The following is a 3,959-nucleotide window of genomic DNA, read 5'->3' as shown; positions in this document are numbered from 1 at the left end:
CCCGTTACTCCATCTGTTCCTGGAGTTCCTGTCGCCCCTGTTGGACCCGTTACTCCATCTGTTCCTGGAGTTCCTGTCGCCCCTGTTGGACCCGTTACTCCATCTGTTCCTGGAGTTCCTGTCGCCCCTGTTGGACCCGTTACTCCATCTGTTCCTGGAGTTCCGGTTGCTCCTGTTGGACCCGTTACTCCATCTGTTCCTGGAGTTCCTGTCGCCCCTGTTGGACCTGTAGGCCCAATCGTACCAAACGCTTGCCAACCATTCCACTGCCCATTCGTTTGACTTCTCACATAGATAGATGGATTGGAAATAAATAATTGCAAGATAGACGGGCTTCCAATACCAGGCGCAATTACTGAAACATATACCGTCCAAATCGGATTATTATTAGGACCATTCACAGGAGGACCACTCGCACCATCAGAACTATAGACACCTGCTGACGTTAACGTTTCCAGATCTGTATTAGAAGGGATTGCCTCCGTATAAGGAAACGCGCCATACGCACCAATCGTCTGTGCATTTAAGGTAATAGCTCCCGTTTGCCCATTGATACTGGCAACACCACCCGCTGGCCCTGTAGGTCCTGCAGGCCCAGTCGGTCCAAACATTGTCGGCATTTCCATAACGCTTTCTAATTTTCCTTTTAGTAACATTTCCGTTTCAGAGGCACTTTTCAACGTAGATTGTACGCTTTTGTTTAACTGAATTAATTGATCAAATGTAGGAGGCGTTGCTAAATTATTGGTAGCGAGTGTCCCTAATGCATATTGTAACTTTTCGCCCTCTGCATTAATAATATGTGCTAAACCAAGTTCTTGCATCGCAATGGAAGAAAGCAATAAATTGATGGCTTCTTCTCGCGTCAAAGAAATATCCGGCGTTATATCCGGCAGATTCGGTTGTGACATATGAAATTCTCCTTTCTATTTACAAGCATCACTTTCATCAAACCTTTCCCATTTGTTTCTTAACAGATTTTTGGTTCTATATACCATATTCCTACCCTCCCCATTTGTTGCTACAAATTTTATATATGATTCCTATATGGCTATTCCCGCATTGATTTGCTTAGTAGCGAACTCTGTTCTTCCCCTTTAAACAAAAAAATCCCCTATCCAAGCTTCCAAACTTGAATAGGGATGTCGCAACCGAATTTCCCGGATATTACATAACAGAATCATCCAAAAAAGTGACTGATGAAGATGAGCAGAATGCCTATCGCTTCCTTCCGCCACTCTTTTCTTTATTCTATGCACGGCAGAACGATTTGTTTCCTCTTTATTTGGTTAAATAAACCAATAAACTTGCATCACGAAAGCTCGCATCACATACGATGTATAAAGATAAATGAGCAAAAATAAACGTAACACCAACTCTATAGAATTCTTTCACAGTTCATGCTAGAAAAAAACTGCTTTTCTAGATAAAATAATGCAGTGATTTGTCTTTCATACACTGCTTGATAAACGCAACTATTCTCTTTATACAAGGAGGTCGAAAAGAACCATGTCTCTTCCCAATCTACCGGATATTACACCTGATATTTCTGTAACTAGGCAAGAAGCGATTAACTTGCTACTTTCTTCGATTGCCATGGAAGAAATCGGTTTATCTCACATACTCAATGCAGAAGGAGAAAAATTACAACATTTTTTAAAACAAAAGAATCGAAGCTTTTGCGAATATCTCACGATCAATCGAAGTGTAAATGATACATTAAAAACCATTGTGAAGTCTCAACTGTTACTACAATTAAAATTAGAGGAAGTGAACCGGATAAAAGAGGGACCAAACCATGAAACTTGTCAATCTTGCTGTAAACAAACTTGCCATTGTTATAAGCTGCTCGGATGGCAACCCTCGCCTTGCGAGAAGTGCTCTTGTAAGGGGAAACCTCTTCCGTCTAAAAAATGTTCTTGTACATCCAAACCTCACACATGTGACTGTCATGATACATCCTCTTCCTGATGAAAACATTTTGGTTTCCTTCCCCTATCTCATTATCTGTCTGCATAAAAATGAAGGACACGTTTTATTCATATGATACGCATCCTCTAACAAGCAAATTTCTTTCTCACAAAAAGGATTTGCTTGTTCTATGTAACCCCCTCTCTCCTACGGTTACTCGAGAATTTTATCTGTGCCCTGTTTATATTCCTCTTCCGATTTTTTGCCGTTTCACTTTTTATTTATTTCTCCATACTATTTACCTTCTTCAAGCCTTATAATAGACAGTGAAATACCCCATATTGGAGGAGAACAAATTGATTTTCAAACTATCTCTTGCACTTTTATTATTACTGTTAGCTGGTATTTGGTTATTCATCGGACATTATTTAAAAACTTCACTTCTACTAGGGCTGGGCTTGGGAGTAATGTTTGGGGTACTCATCATGTTATTACCTGATGTACTAGAGTGGATGATAAAAGAGGATCGTCCAGAAACTATGTTTCTTCTTTCAAACAAGGAGGCAAGTACCTCCCTGTTTTTGTTTACTTCACATATACAAATGCTGCATTTGCAGTAACATAATACGTTTTCCCTTTACTATTGTGGACCTTATATTGCTGGGAACCATTTACCATTACTTTATCATCAATCACAAATCCTAATCCTGCCTCTACAGTCCCAGCCACATCTGTATCCGCCCAAGATGGAGCGTCATAGAAGCGTAGGTTATTCACTTTAGAAACCACCCGCTTCCCTACAATAGAAGAAGCAACTGTGCTTTTCTTTTCAAACGTCACATAAGATGGATCGTTCTTAATCCACTGGTCTCCACCAAGGTTTAACCAACCATCCTTTTCAGCCCATACAATATAAGATTCCGGTTTGTTTAATTGACGTATCTTAGAATAACTTACACCTGGGCCTTTACGTAAGTTAACGTTATAACCTTCCATATAAGCGATACCATCCGTTACGGCTGTTGGTTTAGATGGCTTCTCAGGAACAGAAACTTCCACACTAGCATTGTGATATGCTCGTTGCACATCCGCTCTAAACTGCGATTCTGTTACGCCATGGCTACGTAAATAAGCAAGCGGGTCTTCATGATCTGTACCGCCAAGATACTTCCTCACATCGTTATGCGTCCACAATCCTTTTTCTACCGATAGATTATTATCTTTTAAGATTCTGGCCAGTAATCTCACATACTTTTCATAACTTCGTTTAAACTTGGCGTAATCAGCTGTTTCACATAACTCTACATGTACAAATCGTTTATTGGCTGCTGGTCCTGCACCATACGCAATGTATTTTGTATCCGCAATCTGAATGGTTTCCTTCCAATCCACTGCGTAGTGTACAAATGCATTTCTCCAGGTACGTGTCTCATATTTTTGAATGTTAATGGCTGGCGCTTCTGGTGTTGCCGTACTGTGGGCAACTACTCCTTCATATAATCCTACACCGCCTCTGTATGGCGTTTTTGGTACATCAGGTATCAGAAGTATTCTATCTGCTAAAACGCTTGTAGACAGCGAAGATACCATACATAATATTGTAACTATCCCCAGTAATTGTTTCATGTTTCTTTCTCCTCCCATTGAAAAACGCACCACCGATTGGCGATGCGTTCTCTTTGTTTTTTATTTGTCTGTTTGTGCTGTCCCTTCGTGGTCGGTCCATACTCCTATCGAAACACCAAGTGTGAAAAGATACGGTAACACTTCGTCGATAAAGCTCTTCGTTTCTAGTAATCCAGTCTTTGCACAAATGAATCCTAAGAGGGAGGCAAGTGCCACCCATGTTTTCCAGTTACGTAATCGTTTTTGCATGTTCTCTCTTGTCATGTCTAATCCGTCTCCTTTTCGATTGTATCCAAGCGTTTATGCGCTTGTTTGGTACTTTCCTCTATCCTCGTGACTCGTTCTCCAAGTGCTACCATTTGTTTTTCACTTGCCTTTAAATCAATCCGGATATCATCCACACCTTTTCGGATATATCCCAG

4 protein-coding genes are annotated in these 3,959 nt (G+C 40.7%); 1 reads left to right on the top strand and 3 read right to left on the bottom strand.

Annotated elements, in window-relative coordinates:
• The coding region (locus ACQRBL_RS31990; protein ID WP_427736377.1) for a collagen-like protein at window positions 1-911 on the bottom strand (911 nt) is incomplete at its 3' end.
• A gap of 1,356 nt (window positions 912-2,267) precedes the next feature.
• Between ACQRBL_RS31990 and ACQRBL_RS31985 the strand changes: the two genes are divergently transcribed.
• Window positions 2,268-2,531 carry a hypothetical protein gene (locus tag ACQRBL_RS31985; RefSeq protein ID WP_097984921.1) on the top strand — a complete coding sequence of 88 codons (264 nt, stop codon included), beginning with the start codon at window positions 2,268-2,270 and terminating at the stop codon, window positions 2,529-2,531.
• Here the strand turns inward: ACQRBL_RS31985 and ACQRBL_RS31980 are convergent.
• Window positions 2,497-3,537: an N-acetylmuramoyl-L-alanine amidase gene (locus ACQRBL_RS31980; RefSeq protein ID WP_427736375.1), complete on the bottom strand. Its 1,041-nt coding sequence runs from the start codon at window positions 3,535-3,537 to the stop codon at window positions 2,497-2,499. The two genes, ACQRBL_RS31985 and ACQRBL_RS31980, sit on opposite strands and share 35 nt — an antisense overlap.
• Window positions 3,538-3,597: 60 nt before the next feature.
• Window positions 3,598-3,801, bottom strand: a complete 204-nt coding sequence (locus ACQRBL_RS31975) for a hypothetical protein (protein WP_411996812.1) — start codon at window positions 3,799-3,801, stop codon at window positions 3,598-3,600.
• Window positions 3,802-3,959 lie beyond the last annotated feature (158 nt).

Origin of the sequence: Bacillus sp. AF62, assembly GCF_050312695.1 — a bacterium.
GTDB lineage: Bacteria > Bacillota > Bacilli > Bacillales > Bacillaceae_G > Bacillus_A > Bacillus_A cereus.
This window is presented reverse-complemented; position numbering and strand designations above follow the sequence as displayed.

What these genes read in the sequence shown, in the direction of transcription:
- ACQRBL_RS31980 (WP_427736375.1), bottom strand. Translation starts at nt 3,537, where the DNA reads ATGAAACAATTACTGGGGATAGTTACAATATTATGTATGGTATCTTCG.
- ACQRBL_RS31975 (WP_411996812.1), bottom strand. Translation starts at nt 3,801, where the DNA reads ATGACAAGAGAGAACATGCAAAAACGATTACGTAACTGGAAAACATGG.